This is a genomic window from Enterococcus sp. OL5, assembly GCF_006491895.1.
GTDB lineage: Bacteria > Bacillota > Bacilli > Lactobacillales > Enterococcaceae > Enterococcus_D > Enterococcus_D innesii.
The window spans coordinates 87,935-104,122 of record NZ_VHIL01000014.1; the positions used below are offsets into that span (position 1 = coordinate 87,935).

Below are 16,188 nucleotides of genomic sequence, written 5' to 3' on the forward strand. Positions count from 1 at the left end.
GTAGAATGACTTTTAGCAAGCTAGTTTGATAATAGGTGGCTTCAAAGCATTCTTTTATCCCATTACTTATTTTCCAACTCTTCGATCAATTCTTTCATTTCTTTGATTTCTTTTTCCTGTGCGTCAATGATTTTTTCTGCAAGTTCTTTTACTCTTGGATCAGACAAATCGGCATTTTTACTGGTTAAAATCGCAATCGAATGATGGGGAATCATGGCTTTCATCCAGGCCGTATCTCCCACGGCAGTTTGGCTTCTGACCATAAACAGTGAACCAAAAAAGAGTACAACACTGACAACTAGAATGCCGATATTCATTTTCTTGTTGTCATACATCTTCCACATAAATAACAGCATGATGATCGCCATCATCGCGCCCATCATAAGTGCCATAAACAGGCGGGTTTGGCTGAAAAAGATATGATCGAGGGCGTAGACATTGAAATACATCATACAAAACATAATCACCGTCGATACCCCAATCATTACCAAAAATTTCCCGTATTTCTTCATTTCTTTCCTCTCCTTTTTGTATACAAAATAAAAACAATAAAGCAATCCAAAACATCATCGTAACTGATGCTTTTTTTCGTTTATTGTTCTGTTAGAAGAAATTTACTCCCTAAATCAAGTATAGCGGAGGAAGTGGAAGGAGAGAAGCGATATACATCTGAACGAGAACAATGGATTCTCAGAGTAAAAAAGCGAAAACAGGATTACTCGTCTAGGTTTATTTGTTATAATCAACCTAAGAAATGGATGGTGTATAGAATGAATCACAATGATCGCTTAACGCGTTTACGCTATGCTTTGGATATCAAGGATACCGACATGGTGAAAATTTTTGAACTTGGCGGCGCTTCTTTCACAAAAGAAGAAGTAAGACAATTATTGAAGAAAAAAGATCCTGAGACCTACGAGATTGAGTGTACCAATGAAGCCTTTGAGCGTTTCTTAAATGGTTTGATTCGCTCGCAACGAGGAACAAAGCCAGATGCTGCAGAACCTGTCTTAGAGCTAAACAATGGCAATGTGAATAATTTGATGTTGAAGAAAATAAAAATTGCCCTTTCCCTAACCACGGATGAAATGCTGGACATTTTCCAGCAGGCTGGAGTTACGGTTTCAAAAGGTGAACTAGGCGCCATTTTACGCAAAGAAGGCCATCGCAATTACAAACCATGCTTAGACAAATATGCCCGCAACTTTTTAAAAGGATTGACGATCGAGTATCGGGACAACAAGTAAAAATCTAAAAATAGGATGAGCTTACAAAATGGCCGTTAAAGAGATGCATTTTATGTGTCTTTTTTTTTTGAAATCTCATAGTATCAGCTCTTGTTGAACAATTATAAAACTGATGGGGTTCATACAAGGAGTAAAAATGAGTAACTCAACTGACAGATTATTCTTTTCAATTCTTTTTGTTGGAACTTGACGTACTCATTCACCACTGATACGAGAATTAATACCTACTAAATGAAAATACATGTTTAAAAGAGTATAATTACCTTAAAAATAAAGTTAAGAGGTAGTGCTATGTATAAGTTTCTTTTAACTAAATTAGACCAAGATGTCTATGAACTATTTGCGTATTTTTTTGAACAGGCGATTGATCGTGAACGATTGAGTGACCTTGCTGACAAAGTAAATCTGTCAAAAAGAAGAATAGCGCTAGTTTTTGAGCGGGCCAGAGACTTACAAAACTCCTATCCTTTTTTTGAGATCGATATGCATGAGGGGAGGGAGTTGGTGCTTTATTTTGCTCCTAATTTTTTATTATCCAAGCTCTATTCGGTCATGCTCTCAGAGAGTATGCCATTTCAAATTATAGACAGACTCTTTAGTGATAAATATGTGTCCTTAGAAGAAACCGCCCAACAACACTATGTCAGTAATCGCACCGTTCAAAGAAAACTCAAGGAAATTGAGAGTATTTTAGAAAATTACCAAATCAAACTTAACTTAAAAAGGAAGCCACTATTCGTGGGAAAAGAATACCGCATTCGTCATTTTTTCCATATTATGTATTGGCAGATCTATGATGCAACAAATGTCCGTCATTTCGGATTGTCGAAACAGAGCATTCGTTCCTTTAAGGACAAGTTAACGAGTTACCCCAGCTGCTATCGCGGTATTGATCAGGAAAAATTTGTTCAGCTGCTTGCGATAAGTCTTTATCGTTTAAAAAGAGGATTTCCTGTGAATGAGATTCCTCAGGAGATGAAGGAAATGGTTCATCTCACGATTTCCTTTGAACAATTCAAAGAAGAGCTTATTAAACCATTGTTAAGAGATAACTTGATTCTAAATGACGTTCCAGAAGCAGAATTTCTTTTCTTATATTACATGTTCTCTGTAATGACGACGTATTTACCTGAAGAGATTCCTAGCCATCCATCAATTGACGATCATTTCTCAGAACAAGCACTAGCAACAGCAAGATTATTTGCGGAAACTGCTCAGAAGATCTTTCTTGTACCAGAAGGTGAGACTGACTATCTTCTTATTAATGCTTTGTACATTCATTCTGTTTCTGTTGTTTTTCCATCGAAAAACAAAATCGATGCTTTTGGAAAAACGACAACGGATAAGGACTATCGCAGAGTGTTTCCAAAGATTTTTCCACTTGTTCAGGAGCTGTATCAAACCCTTACCCAACAAACACCACTCTTTGCTAGTATGTACGCTGGCAATAATCGCTTGTTATTTCAATACAGCATGCTTCTTTCAATTGTAGCAAAGATCGATCGATCGACCGTGCGGATTTTTCATGAATCAAAATTCGGAAAAATCCAAGAAATCAGGCAAAAAGAACGGTTGAAACGCTGGTTTGGCTATACCCTATCTTTCGTTTCTGAGAAACCAGATTTTGTTGTGACCGATTATCCAGTCGATCGGCAAGCCTTTCTTGATCAAAATCCGAACGTCCAATTTTTTAAATGGAATAGCTTTCCAACTGGCGATCGTTGGCTAGAACTAATTGAGGCGGTGGAAACATTTCAGAATAGGTCCAATCAAAAATAAAAAAGTGATTGATTTATCCAAGTTTCAGCAAACAGTCAGTATTCTCAAATCTGAGAGTATTGACTGTTTTTCTTTATACCCAGAGGATATAAATTCGTTGAACAGGAGTGTTTCAGGTTCTCTTGAATGCCAACGAAGTTTGGAGGTAAATCAATTAGCTGTATATAACAGGACGTATTTTGTATTTAATCAGTCACATATTGACGCGTTTCCAGCTAAAAACCGTGTGATAATACAGACATACAATGCTAGAACAATTCCTTTTACATAAGAATCAACAGCTAAAATAAAGGAGGTGCTTACGATGGAGGAACCATTTAAGATCCACACATTGCAAGAATATTTGAACTTTTATATTGAGGAATCTGAACGAATTTTCAGTAAGTATGGGTATTTAAAACTCAAAGAAAAGATTCAAAAAAATTGTTTAGAAGTTCGCAGAGCAATTCAAGAAGTCAATCAAGAAAATTTTTTCGAACAGTTTGCAAGAATCAATACGCTTGAAGCAGAAATTTTGATTATTTTGGAGTGTATTGAGCTGCGGGGAAGTGATAATGTTGTGCCTTTTACTGAAGCGGAAATCTTGCAAGTGGCAAACGAAGACAGCAAGACTTACTTTAAAGAAAGATGTGGGCTGACTTTGACCGCCCCAACCCCGCACTCTTTGCATTTTTCGGTGGATTAGGAATTCATCAGTTGGTATGCCATGGTTGACGATTTAAGTCATACAAGGTCAAGAATAGAACAAGGCAAGTATTAGACAGCGTCTATTACAAAAAGAAATATAAAGGAGAAGCGAATGAAACGATATGATATCAATGAGGATTGGGCACTTTCAGGCGTGATCGAAGCAGGGAATTTTTTTTTTTGTTGGCTACTGTGTGGGAAATATCGGACAGTCTATCGAACAACAGATTGTAGGAGCACTGGATCAATTGGAAGAACGCTTGAAATTAGTGGATTTGTCATTAACAGATGTAGTCAAAATGGATGTACTTTTTAAAGATGTTTTTGATATCCCGATTATGGAAAAGATTCTGAAAGAAAAATTCCATAGAAAATTTCCGGTGAGAAAATCGATTCAGACAGCATTTGCTCATTCGGGTGAGGTAGGGATCCTTTTTCAAATCGACGCCATTGCTTTCAAAGGATAACATGTCTGGGAAGCATGTAGGATTCAAAATTCGGTTTAGTTTTTCACCCTTAATCGCAGGAGAACTTGAAAGAACAGGGATTTTTGGCTGTTCCTATAAAAAGGAGTAATAAAAAGGAGGCTGAATATCCAGTCTCCTTTTTTAACCCTCTGTAACCATCTTTTTCTTAGAAATAATTGGAGTGTTCGATTGTTTCAAAGTTTTTTCATTAGGTACCCAAATAGTTTATAAAAATGGTGCACATCAATTTTAGGTAACAAATTATGTGATATTTTTTTATTTTATCAATGCTTTCAGAAACAGATGTATTTATATTCTTTTATTTTCGCTTTATAAAATAGGACTTATTTTGTCTTTTTCGTGACGATTGTTGTCGTGTCCGCACTTGAAAACCATGCAATAATGCAATCATAAGGAATGAGACTACGAACGCATTACATAGCTGTAAGACGGAGTTGTCAAAGGGCAGCTTTTTTTTAATTGGAAAGAGTGTCGTTGATTTCATTTACTTAAACTGAAAGAAGGAAAAAATGATGATACCCGTGAAGAGAGAGCTTTTATCACGTATTTTGGTCAGCTCTTCTGTTTTTATATTAGGCAGTCCCTTGATTACCCAAGTATTTGTCAGTATTCCGGCAGCAGCGGAAACGATCAATACATCACCGACAGAAGAAACGACACTAAGTACTAACGAATTAGTACCTGAACAACAATCAGTCACAGCCGAGCAAGCAGTAGTCGAAGAAACCGTTGATTCAGAAACACAAATAGAAAAAAGCGCAGAAGAACAAGCGTTAGCGGAATCATCACCAGCAAATGATTCTCAATCAGAATCATCCGCAGAGCAAATAGTAGAACAATCCACTGAGGCAGAAGTAACTGAGAGTGGTACAACATCTGATGAGGAGTTGAAAATAAAAGCAGCGGAATCAGACAATATCCTTTGGTCAGGCAATTGGGGGACGGCGCCAGCAACATTAGATATCGAAGGGGTGTTAACTGTAGGCGCAGGCACACTGTCTACCACCGTGGATCAAGTGATCCCATTAGATGATTCTCTCAAAAACATGGTCATCAAAAAAGTTGTTCTCACTGCACCAGTTATTCTGCCAGCAAATGTGCCTGGTCTGTTTGAGAGCACCTCTCATTATGGAAAAGTTCCATCAGAATTGGATGAGATTGTTGGGCTGACTTACCTTGATACGAGTCAAGCAACGACAATGAATAGTATGTTTTATGGCTTTCGAGGAACAACGCTAGATTTGTCGAACTTTGATAGCAGTGGTGTAATAAGTTCTTTAGGAGCTGGGATGAACCAATTTTTAGCCGATGTTTGGTACTTAAAGGAATTGAAGTTAGGACCAAATTTTAGTTTTGTAGGATGGAACAATTGGTCAAGCAATCCCTATCCAGTGAACTTAGTTGACCCTAGTGGAATGTATGGTTTTCATTCCAGTTACTATACCGGCTATTGGCAAAATGTTGGGACTGGTACCGTCGAAGCGCCATATGGTGAAAATATATTGAAGTCACAGGAGCTAGTGTTGACCTATGATGGAGCAACGATGGCGGACACCTATGTGTGGCAGCCTCGGTTTATTGAAGGCGCACCAGTCACTATCAATTACTTAGATGAAGATGGTCAGGAATTATTGCCTCCGAATGTACTGACTGGCGGAAATATTGGCGATTCAATTGAAGTTGTTCCTGAAGATATTCCTAACTATACATTGAAGGAAGTACAAGGGGAAGAAAAAATTATTTTTAGCAATATTCCGCAAACGGTCACGTATATCTACAGTCCCTTGATAGAAACCAGGGAAGAAAGAAAAATTGTTGCACGAATCATTCACTATTTACATGAAGACGGTATGGAAGCTGCCCCAGACCATGTGGATACAGTCGAATTTATTCGAGAAGTGATAACGAACCTAGCCACTGGCGAAGAAACGCTTGGTGAATGGCAAGCAAGAGATGATGATACAACCTTTGACTTAGTCAAGAGTCCAGAAATAGACGACTACTTTACAGATAGGGAATTTATTGATGAGGTCATGGATGTAAAGGCCGATTCAGAAGATATTGAAGAATTTGTCATGTACTCGCCAAAGATAGTTGAATCTACGGAAACCAAAGAAGTCAAGCGAATGATCCATTATGTGTACGAAGACGGCAAAGAAGCAGTGCCAGACAAAGTAGATACTGTTACTTTTATTCGAACTGTCACCACAAATGAAGCAACAGGTGACAAAACTTTTGGTGAATGGCAAGCCAAAGATGATGATACGACCTTTGACGAAGTGTTAAGTCCAGAAATTGACAAATACAATGCGGACAAAAAAACGGTTGTTAAAGTCACAGGTCTGACTGCAGAATCAGAAGATCGTGAAGTGACTGTCACTTATTCGCCAAATATGATCGAATCTACGGAAACCAAAGAAGTCAAGCGAATGATCCATTATGTTTATGAAGACGGCAAAGAAGCAGCGCCAGATAAAGTAGACACGGTTACCTTTACACGCACAGTGACAACGAATGAAGCAACAGAAGAAAATACCTATGGAGAATGGCAAGCTAAAGATGATGACACGACGTTTGACGAAGTGTTAAGTCCAGAAATTGACAAATACAATGCGGACCAAAAAAGGGTTGATAAAGTCACAGGTCTGACTGCAGAATCAGAAGATCGTGAAGTAACTGTCACTTATTCGCCAAATATGATCGAATCTACGGAAACTAAAAAGGTGAATCAAACGATCCATTATGTTTATGAAGACGGCAAAGAAGCAGCGCCAGACAAAGTAGACACGGTTACCTTTACACGCACAGTGACAACGAATGAAGCAACAGGGAAAAATACCTATGGAGAATGGCAAGCTAAAGATGATGACACGACGTTTGATGAAGTGAAAAGTCCTGAGATAAAGAACCACCATGCGGATAAAGCAAGCATAGATGAAGTTGTAGGTTTGACAGCCGACTCCAAAGACCGCGAAGTAACTGTCACTTACTCACCAAATATAACAGAGTCAACAGAAACCAAAGGAGTCAAACAAACGATCCATTATATGTACGAAGATGGCAAAGAAGCTGCTCCAGATAAAGTAGACACGGTCACGTTCACACGCACAGTGACAACGAATGAAGCAACAGGTGACAAAACTTTTGGTCAATGGCAAGCGAAAAATGATGACACGACGTTTGACGAAGAGAAAAGTCCTGAAATCAAGAACTATCACGCAGACAAAGCAACAGTTGAAGAAGTCACTGGGCTGACAGAAAAATCAGAAGATCGCGAAGTGACGGTCAATTACTCGCCAAACATGACCAAATCAACAGAAACCAAAGAAGTCAAACAAACGATTCATTATGTATACGAAGATGGCAAAGAAGCTGCTCCAGATAAAGTAGACACGGTCACGTTCACGCGGACGGTCACTACCAACGAAGCAACTGGTGACAAGACCTATGGCGAATGGCAAGCCAAAGATAACGATACGACATTAGATGAAGTGAAAAGTCCTATGATTAAGAACTATACCGTCGATAAGGAAACAATCGAAGCAGTTACAGGAGTAGCGGTTGATAATCAAGACATCGAAGTCACCGTTATGTATATGCCAAAAATGCAAACCGAAACAGAAACTAAGGAAGTTAAGCAAACCATTCATTATGTGTATGATAATGGCAGCAAAGCGGCGGACGATCATACCGATAAAGTCACGTTCACCCGTGAGATCACAAAGAATTTGGCAACTGGTGTAGTTACCTATGGCGAATGGAAGGCAAAAGACAACGACACGACTTTTGCCGAAGTTTCCAGCCCAATGATTGAATATTGCACACCAGATAATGAGTTGATCAAAGCAGTTACAAATATTCAACCCGATGTAAAAGATACCGAGTTGACTGTGACTTATAAAGCGAATACGGAAACGAAAGAAGAAAGCAACGAGGTTTCTCGGACGATTCATTATGTCTATGAAGATGGCAGCAAAGCGGCAGAAAGTTATACGGAAACTTTGACCTATACACGTAATGCAACAACCAACCTGTTGACGGGTGAAGTCGTATATAGTGACTGGGCAGCCGCAAACGATGACACGACATTTGATGAGGTGAAAAGCAAGAAAATTGAGGGTTACACGGCAGATCTTACGGCGGTTAAAGAACAAACAGGAATGACTGCGGAAGATGAAGATACAGAGCTGATTGTGACGTATACAAAAAATACAACAGATGAAGCCGATCCGACAGACCCATCAAAAGAGTCAAGCAACACGCCAAATGATCAGACAAAACCAGAGGATGAAACACCATCTATTGGTGAGAAAACAACGACTAAAGTACAAGAAACAACAAAAACAGCAACTAGTGAAAAAATTCTTCCGAAAACTGGAGAAGAAGCCAATCCCTTCGTATTATACGCTGGAGTGACTATGGCGGTATCATCCCTGCTAGCATTTTTCTTAAGACGCTTAAGACAGAAACGAAAATAAGGAATCAGAAATAGCTTTCTTATGAAATGGAATAGAGTACTGACGAAGTAGGAGACTACTGATAATTTCCAATACTAATTTTGGAAAATTATCAGTAGTCTTTTTGTTACGATTTGAAGCTTGCTCAAGTACTGACAAACACCAAAACTTCTGTCTGCTTTAATATAAAAACTCCTTCGTTTTCTGTAGAAAACTATGATATGATTTTGTGACAGAGACACGCGATGAAAGATAGGGATGGAACGATGAAGATAAAACAAGTGAGTGAAAATTATGATATTACACCGCATACTCTTAGATACTATGAACAGATTGGTTTATTGTCACCCAACTATACTGAGAATGGCTATCGAGATTACTCATACGAGGATATTGAGCGATTAAATACCATTAGAGATCTGCGTTTTTTCGATGTGTCACTTGAGGAAATTAAGAACTACTTGGATACAAAGAATAAAGCGTTGACCAAAGAAATCCTGCATTTCGAGATGGAGCAATTAGAAGACAGAATCCAAGCATTAAAAGAGAAACAAGATTTGTTAAAAGAGCGAATTGACTTGCTTGTCTATGCTGAAAAAAAGCAAAACCATGAAATTGAACGTACTTTTTATGAAGAACGCTACCTTGTTTTAAGCCAAGAAAAAGATACGTTGGGGAAAGACCTATACTTTGAACTTAAGCGCCTGCACAAACAATTTGAAAAAGAACTCCATGCCAACAATCAAAATGTTTTCGGAACGATTTTACTGCCGCACGAAGACGCATTTAGGCATCAAGTTTTCTATTGTCTGACAAACGATTTAGCAGATGAGAAGGCATTTACAATGCCTGCAGGAGAGTATCTCGCTATTTATTATACAGGCACATATAAGCAGCGCTTAGCTGCTTTAGCAGAACTAAACAGTTACCTAAAGAAAAATAGACTGGTCGCGAAAGGGAATTTTTATGAGTTCTACTTGATTGATTTTCATGAGACGAATTTTCCGGAAGAATACGTGAGTAAAATAGAAATTCTCCTTGATCAACCCGATTAAAACGGGATCAATCAAGGAGAAACGTATCTATTGGTACTTGGTGATTCAGCAAGTTTATCGATAAGATAACTTATGAAATGGAGCTGTTCTTATTTCTTTACTTTGGTATCCATTGAGTAGGCGGGAACATTTTCCTTTAGAATGACTCGTGTTACGTGCTTTTCGGATTCTACTAACAAGAAAAGGAGAGTTGCTGGGAGAACACTGATAAGCAATTCGGATACAGTTAAAGAGGTGGTCTGTAGGATACTTTGCAATGGTGAAAAGTAGACCATTCCTAATTGGAGAATTGCCATAACAAGTAATGAGTAAATCAAGGCTTTATTCTGCTTGATTTTGTTACTGAAGGCTGAATCCGTGATCTCACGACAGTTGATCATGTAAAAAGCTTGACCGAAAACGATCGCATTGATCAAAACGGTTTGTCTGACAGCTTCGTCGCTGAATGCATTCATCGTTAGAAAGCCGAAGAAGGTCAAGAGTAGACCGACATAAACGATTCGAAAGAGTGTATATTTGGAAATGATTTTTTCTTTCATATCACGAGGTGCTCGATTCATGATCATTTTGTGAGCTGGTTCAAAACCTAACGCATAGGAGAGCGTAATTGACGCAACTAGATTTAACCAAAGAATCTGCACGGTACTTAGTGGCAAAGGGAGATTTCCCAACATAGAGACGATCAGCAAAAGCCCTTGGGCCAGACAGGTTGGCAAATAGAAGAGGATCGTCTTTTTTAAGTTATCAAAAATTCGACGGCCTTCTTTGATTGCTTTTGCAATTGTTTCAAAATTATCGTCAATGAGGATCATGTCGGCAGCTTGTTTACTAACATCGCTTCCTTTAATTCCCATGGCGATCCCTACATCTGCTTTTCTAAGTGCGGGTGCGTCATTGACCCCATCACCAGTCATTCCAACGATTTCGCCTTGTTCTTGTAAATAAGTAACGATCATAAGCTTATGCTCAGGTGTCGTTCGGGCAAAAATATTGGTATTTTTTACCACTCTTTGCCACTCATCTGTGGATAAACGATCCAGTTCAGTTCCAGTGATTGCCCGTTCAGAATGGTCGATTCCTAATTTTTTGGCAATCGCTTTTGCGGTCGTTGGGTGATCTCCGGTGATCATTACGACTCTTACGCCGGCTTTTTTACAATCTGCTACCGCTTCGATCGCTGATTCTTTTGCTGGGTCAATAATGCCAGCTAATCCGATGATTACGAGTTCGTCCATCTCCTCATGAGTCAATTCTGTCGATATATCTACATCCTTATAAGCAAACGCGATCACTCGTTGTCCCTCTGAAGCAAAAGCCAAATTGATCTTTTCCCACTGTGCATGATCAAACTCCGCTATCTGCCCATCAATATGTGCAGCAGTTGCTTTATTTAAAACGATATCTGGAGCACCTTTTACAAAAATCCGCTTTTTCCCATTGATCAGGTGGCTTGTTGCCATATACTTATATTTTGAGTCAAAAGGTAATGTTTCTAGACTCTTGATCCGCGGTGTGCCAATACGATTGGTCCAACGTAATAACGCTAATTCTGTTGCATTTCCGGTCACTGGACAGTGGCGATCATCGAAACTCTGTGTTTCTTGACAGTTTTGCATGATTTGGGCTAGTAGTTCATTGTTCGAAAGATCTGTTTGGTCTTCATGATCAATCACTGTTACCTGATTATTAGAAAACACATTGGTAAGGGTCATATCGTTTTTGGTCAAAGTACCTGTTTTATCAGAACAGATGACTGTCATTGAGCCAAGTGTTTCGACAGTAGGCAATCCCTTTACGATCGCATTTTGATCCGACATATTTTTCACGCCGGAAGACAAAATAATCGTCAAAATAGAAGGCAATCCCTCAGGAATAGAAGAAACGATCAAAGCAATGATTGCTGATACGATATACATCGGACTCATGCCATAAATGAAGTAGCTGATCAATCCTAATAAGAAGATAAAGACGCCGATCCCTTTAAAAATAGCATGATTCATTTCGTTCACTTTTTTCAATAGAGGGGTTTCTTTCACTTCAATGGTTGCTAAAGAAGCATTGATTTTACCAATCTCAGTGTCCGAACCAATTTCAACAACGATCCCTTTTCCAGTTCCTGACTGAACTTGGGTACCCGAATACGCCATATTGGTTCGTTCAGCAAGTGCTATTTGCCCCTCTAAATGAGCAGTTGTTTTTACGACTGCGTCAGGCTCTCCAGTTAGAATCGATTCATCGATTTTTAGTTCATTCACGGTTTCCATACGCAAATCAGCAGGAATAATATCACCCGGTGCTAAATAAACGCGATCCCCTGGAATCAAATCTTCTGCATCAATTGAAAGACGTCCGTTTTCAGATTCGATTGTCGCCTTTGAACTAAGCAATTTTGAAATGCTAGATAGTGAATCATCTGCTTTTCTCTCTTGGTAATAACCAATCATTGCGTTTAAAACGACAACGAGTAAAACGATCGCTCCTTCAATTAGACTTCCCGTCATAAATTTTAAAACAGCTGCACCGATCAAGACATACATTAACGCATCATGAAGTAAGATAGAAACTTCTTCCATTCGGGTGTCTTTTCTGATGCTTGTAATTTATTTTTCCCGTGTTTTTCTTGATACGCTTTACGAACCTCATTTGTGACAAGCGTCTCACTTGTCGCTGACTGCACCTTGTCAATATCCAAATTATGCCATTGTTTCATTATTTTCCCTCCGTTTTCTTTACATGAATAGCATAAAGGTTAGAGTGACTATAAGGTCAAATGTTTTTTGAAAATATTTTGTACCTATAGGCTAATTTCAAAAAAATCTTTAGATGGACTGAAAAAGGCGATTTGTATCCGTGTTTCGTTATAGGAGTCAAGGCGCTTGATTGATGAAGGTACCTACAAAAAGGCTAGCAAAACTATTATCAAAGGGCTAAATCAGTGGCCACTGGTAAACTTGATGCCCAAAATACCAACTATTAATAAGATGACGAAAACCCAAGTCAGGAGAGACAGCTGGTCTTTAAAGAACACGACCCCCACAATAATCGATCCCACCGCGCCGATGCCTGTCCAAACAGGATAAGCGATACTTAATGGTAGATTTTTGACCGCTAAAGCCAAGAATCCAAAACTGAAAATCATTCCGATGACCGTTGAAAAACTGTACCAAAAGTGGCTAAACCCGTTGCTCAGTTTCATGGTAGATGCCCATACGACCTCAAAAAATCCTCCTAAAAATAAATAAATCCATGTCATAATTTGTTCTCCTCCTCAAAAAAAATAAGCATTCAGTAAACTCTTCAAGGACCTAATGAGTTTACCAAACACTTCTATCACCCGGTGGTGGTTTGGATATTCAATTAATGTAACAATAATAAAATCTTAGCTGAAAAGGGAGGGATTGTCAAACTCTCTGAATTCAGAATCTTTTCATTTACTAACCATAGTTTGCATGCATTTCACAAAAGTTAGAATCAACAAAAGGAGCTGGATTCCCCAGCTCCTTTTATAATTGCTTTATACAGCTCAAAAAGTGGTGATAGTCACTTTTTTGCAGGATTGCTTGTTGAATATCTTCACGATCCATCAACTCTAATAAAAGACTATAGATTTCTTCGGTATCTTCATATTCGTCTTTTTGAATCGCAAAGAGAAAGACAAATTTAACCAAATCACCATTTCCCCAATCAACACCATCAGGAATGATCGCCACTGAAACGGCTGATCGTTTTGCCATCAATGTCATGGGGTGGGGGATAGCAAGCCACTCGTTAATATTGGTTTGATTGATTGCTTCTCGTTTTTTCACACTGTCATAAAAATCTTGGGGCACAAAATCTTTTTGGTACAATTGCCGCGCCATTTTCTTTAGCAAGGTTTCTTTATCTACATGATTTTCATGAAGAAAAAATGCTTTATGAAACAATGAATAGATGCCGTCTTTTGTTTCGCTGAGCGTTTCAATGAACGGTTCGATTTTGTCAATTTCTTTATCTAGCTTGGCCATGTTGATATAAATAGAAGGAACCGAGAACTGTTCTAATGGAACGGTTGTGATCACAAAATCAATCGAAGAAAGATCACATTGTTGTAGCTCGACGTAAGAAAAGCGATCAACGACTTCGATCGTTTCTTGATAGTGCTTGATAATTTTTGCTTCAATAATACGACTCATGGCTCGACCGGTTCCGCAAACAAGGATGACGCGATGTTTATGATGATTTCTGATGGAACTCCTTTCCATAGCACCTGCGATGTGCAAAGCGATATAGCCGATCTCATCAGGAGAAAAATAAAAACCGTGTTTCAGGCTTACCGTTTCTAAATGAGTCAAACATAAATCATAAGCCTGTGGAAAAGATTTTCTGATCGTTGCCAGCAATGGATTGCTACGGCGTGCATCCATTAGATTCATGTTGATAAAGCCCTCAATATGAGATGTCAAATCGTCTATTAGCATCTTGTCTGTCTCTAACGCATAGTTTGACGTCTGTTTGATCGCAGTTAATAATTCTTCCACAATGGCTTTCGCAGTTTTCGTGGAAGAATCGCTTGCATCGCCTGTTTCAACTAAACGTGGTGCATTCATCGCAAGATAGTAAATGAAGTATTGTTTTTCTCCAGCAGTCAATTGTATATCAAATGCATGATCGATTTCTTCTAAGAAGTAACCAACAACTTTCTGGGCGTCTTTTTTGAGCGCGGGCACATGCAAGGGAAATTCGTTGATCTGATGACCGGCTATAAAGCGACTGATTGCTAAAGCAAAATGAGAAAGAATGTTTTTATGATAGTAATCAGAGTCTAATAAGTCTAAGGGTGCCAGATGATTTAATGACAATTCTTGCAAGCGAGTCAGATCAATCGTATCAAACAACTCAAGTTCCATTTCCGTAAAGCCCACCAAATACTCTTGGAGATCTTTTTCAATCAACAGATCACTGATTGCTTGGCGTTTGGCGAATTCGTTACCCAAGACTTCAAAACCAATATTTGGACGATTTACTATTTTTAATTGATAGGTCGCTAAATTGTCTCGAGCCGTTTTTAAGTATGAGTAAAAGGTGTTTTTACTAATAAATAATCGATCAAGAAAATCATCTAAGGATAAAGGGTTTTCATTCTTAAACAAAAGGAAAAGTAGATAGGCTTGTCGTTCTTCACTCGTAGTTAGAAAGGACTCGGTAGTCGACATACTTTCAGTCCACCAGTCATGAAATTGTTCTTTTGAACCAATAGACAACAAATAGCCTTGCCCTCGAATCAACTTGATGGAGGCACCCACATTTGTTAACAAATCATTCAAATTTGCAATGTCCGTCCGAACCGTTCGCTCAGAAATCGAGAAGCTTTTCGTTAACTCCTTCATTGGTAGCGGTGCCGTTTGTCTAGTTAATACTTCCATTAGATCATCTAATCGTTGATAAGCAAGTTTTGACACTTGTTTCACCTCCGTGCTCTTTCTCATCATACAATAGAAAGAATAAGAATGAAATGCTTCACCAGTACCGAAAATTTCCAGAAGAGTTGGCAATCATTTTGGAAAACGCTTTACTAATGATTGCCACTTGAATTGGAAATTTGTTGTGTTTACATCGTGAATTAGAAACCGTAAATTAAACGTGTACAGAAAATAAACCACACGAATTACGATAATGGTTTCATAATAAAGGAAAGGAGCAGATGAGATGGATTTTCAGAAAAAAAATATTCTCTTGAATGTGGCTGTTACATCAAAAGAAGAACTGTTTCACGTAATTGCGCATCATGCCTATGAATCAGGGATCGTTACCAATGCAGCAGATACATGTGCGGCATTCATTGAACGGGAAGCACAATATTCAACCGGCTTACAAGAAGGCTTTGCTATTCCACATGCAAAAGCTGAACCGGTTTTGGAACCGACCGTTTTGTTTATTCGTTTAGAGCAAGCCATCGAATGGGAAACCTTCGATGATTCGGCAGTCAAAAATGTGTTTGCTTTGATGGTTCCTAAAAAAGATGAAGGAACGGTGCATCTGCAAATGTTGAGTCGCCTAGCAACCGCATTGCTTGAAGAGACATTCATCCAGCAGATTCAACAATCAGAAGACAAAGCTTATTTAGCAGAATTGATCAAAAAGGAAATGATGGGAGAGAAAATTGTATGAAAATAGTAGGAATTTCCGCCTGTCCAGCTGGATTGGCACATACACCGATGGCGGCAAAAGCTTTAGAAAAAGCTGGTGTGAAACTTGGCTATGAGGTCAAGATCGAACAGCAAGGTTCGTTAGGACAAGTCAATGAGATCACTGCAGCCGAAGCAAAAGAAGCAGATTTCTTACTTTTAGCGACTGACCAAAAAGTTGTTGGGATGGAACGGTTTGAAGGGAAACCGCAAATTCGAGTAAATATCAATACGTGTATCAAAGCACCGGAAGCTGTGCTGAAGAAATGTGTCGCTGCTGTTGAACAAAGAAACGCAAACTAAAGGAAAGA

Annotated in this window: 10 protein-coding genes and 2 pseudogenes; 8 read left to right on the plus strand and 4 right to left on the minus strand. The window is 38.8% G+C overall.

The window, feature by feature from the left end; all coding sequences use genetic code 11:
• Positions 1–62 precede the first annotated feature (62 nt).
• Positions 63–512, minus strand: coding sequence for a DUF305 domain-containing protein (locus FJU10_RS15060; RefSeq protein ID WP_005225207.1), 450 nt, complete (start codon positions 510–512; stop codon positions 63–65).
• A gap of 258 nt (positions 513–770) precedes the next feature.
• On the opposite strand from FJU10_RS15060, the gene FJU10_RS15065 reads away from it, so the two are divergent.
• From FJU10_RS15065 to FJU10_RS15095, 6 genes and pseudogenes are all read left to right on the plus strand, one after another.
• Positions 771–1,247 carry a DUF1456 family protein gene (locus tag FJU10_RS15065; RefSeq protein WP_081119064.1) on the plus strand — a complete coding sequence of 159 codons (477 nt, stop codon included), beginning with the start codon at positions 771–773 and terminating at the stop codon, positions 1,245–1,247.
• A 291-nt stretch (positions 1,248–1,538) separates the two neighbouring features.
• The gene (locus tag FJU10_RS15070; RefSeq protein WP_077453997.1) at positions 1,539–3,026 is read left to right on the plus strand and encodes a helix-turn-helix domain-containing protein; all 1,488 of its coding nucleotides are present in this window, start codon (positions 1,539–1,541) and stop codon (positions 3,024–3,026) included.
• Positions 3,027–3,330: 304 nt separating this feature from the next.
• Positions 3,331–3,711, plus strand: coding sequence for a DUF7006 family protein (locus FJU10_RS15075; protein ID WP_077453996.1), 381 nt, complete (start codon positions 3,331–3,333; stop codon positions 3,709–3,711).
• 114 nt (positions 3,712–3,825) lie between these two features.
• Positions 3,826–4,180: pseudogene (locus FJU10_RS15080) on the plus strand (RidA family protein).
• A gap of 530 nt (positions 4,181–4,710) precedes the next feature.
• Entirely contained in the window at positions 4,711–8,679 is a 3,969-nt protein-coding gene (locus FJU10_RS15085) for a mucin-binding protein (protein ID WP_140966272.1), read from the plus strand.
• Positions 8,680–8,924: 245 nt separating this feature from the next.
• Complete coding sequence (locus FJU10_RS15095; protein ID WP_175632042.1) at positions 8,925–9,713, plus strand: MerR family transcriptional regulator; 789 nt, start codon at positions 8,925–8,927, stop codon at positions 9,711–9,713.
• A gap of 89 nt (positions 9,714–9,802) precedes the next feature.
• Here the strand turns inward: FJU10_RS15095 and FJU10_RS15100 are convergent.
• From FJU10_RS15100 to FJU10_RS15110, 3 genes and pseudogenes are all read right to left on the minus strand, one after another.
• Positions 9,803–12,423 (minus strand): annotated as a pseudogene (locus FJU10_RS15100) (HAD-IC family P-type ATPase).
• A 222-nt stretch (positions 12,424–12,645) separates the two neighbouring features.
• Positions 12,646–12,966, minus strand: coding sequence for a DMT family transporter (locus FJU10_RS15105; protein WP_077453606.1), 321 nt, complete (start codon positions 12,964–12,966; stop codon positions 12,646–12,648).
• 250 nt (positions 12,967–13,216) lie between these two features.
• Positions 13,217–15,151 carry a BglG family transcription antiterminator gene (locus tag FJU10_RS15110; protein ID WP_140966274.1) on the minus strand — a complete coding sequence of 645 codons (1,935 nt, stop codon included), beginning with the start codon at positions 15,149–15,151 and terminating at the stop codon, positions 13,217–13,219.
• 247 nt (positions 15,152–15,398) lie between these two features.
• Here FJU10_RS15110 and FJU10_RS15115 point away from each other — a divergent pair, with 247 nt between their 5' ends.
• Entirely contained in the window at positions 15,399–15,860 is a 462-nt protein-coding gene (locus tag FJU10_RS15115; protein WP_005225261.1) for a PTS sugar transporter subunit IIA, read from the plus strand.
• Positions 15,857–16,180: a PTS fructose transporter subunit IIB gene (locus tag FJU10_RS15120; protein WP_005225262.1), complete on the plus strand. Its 324-nt coding sequence runs from the start codon at positions 15,857–15,859 to the stop codon at positions 16,178–16,180. Before FJU10_RS15115 ends, FJU10_RS15120 begins: the two co-directional genes overlap by 4 nt.
• Positions 16,181–16,188: the final 8 nt, after the last annotated feature.